Genomic DNA, 496 nt, shown 5'->3' with positions numbered 1-496 from the left:
GCCGGAGCTCTGATTATGGCTGCCCGTAATATTTGCTGGTTCGGTGACGAAGCGTAATAAACTGTAGCAGGAAGGAACAGCATGACAGATGTAACGATTAAAACGCTGGCCGCAGAGCGACAGACCTCCGTGGAACGCCTGGTACAGCAATTTGCTGATGCAGGTATCCGGAAGTCTGCTGACGACTCTGTGTCTGCACAAGAGAAACAGACTTTGATTGACCACCTGAATCAGAAAAATTCAGGCCCGGACAAATTGACGCTGCAACGTAAAACACGCAGCACCCTTAACATTCCTGGTACCGGTGGAAAAAGCAAATCGGTACAAATCGAAGTCCGCAAGAAACGCACCTTTGTGAAACGCGATCCGCAAGAGGCTGAACGCCTTGCAGCGGAAGAGCAAGCGCAGCGTGAAGCGGAAGAGCAAGCCCGTCGTGAGGCAGAAGAATCGGCTAAACGCGAGGCGCAACAAAAAGCTGAACGTGAGGCCGCAGAAC

General features: G+C 52.0%; 1 protein-coding gene. It reads left to right on the top strand.

Annotated features, from left to right (window positions below; all coding sequences use genetic code 11):
• Positions 1 to 81: 81 nt before the first annotated feature.
• Positions 82 to 496, top strand: a 415-nt coding sequence (locus tag EIZ58_RS32795; RefSeq protein ID WP_205672453.1) for an IF-2-associated domain-containing protein, incomplete at its 3' end; no start/stop codon positions are given.

The sequence above is a fragment of the Ammoniphilus sp. YIM 78166 genome (assembly GCF_004522215.1).
In the GTDB taxonomy this organism is placed as follows: Bacteria; Bacillota; Bacilli; order Aneurinibacillales; family RAOX-1; genus YIM-78166.
This window is presented reverse-complemented; position numbering and strand designations above follow the sequence as displayed.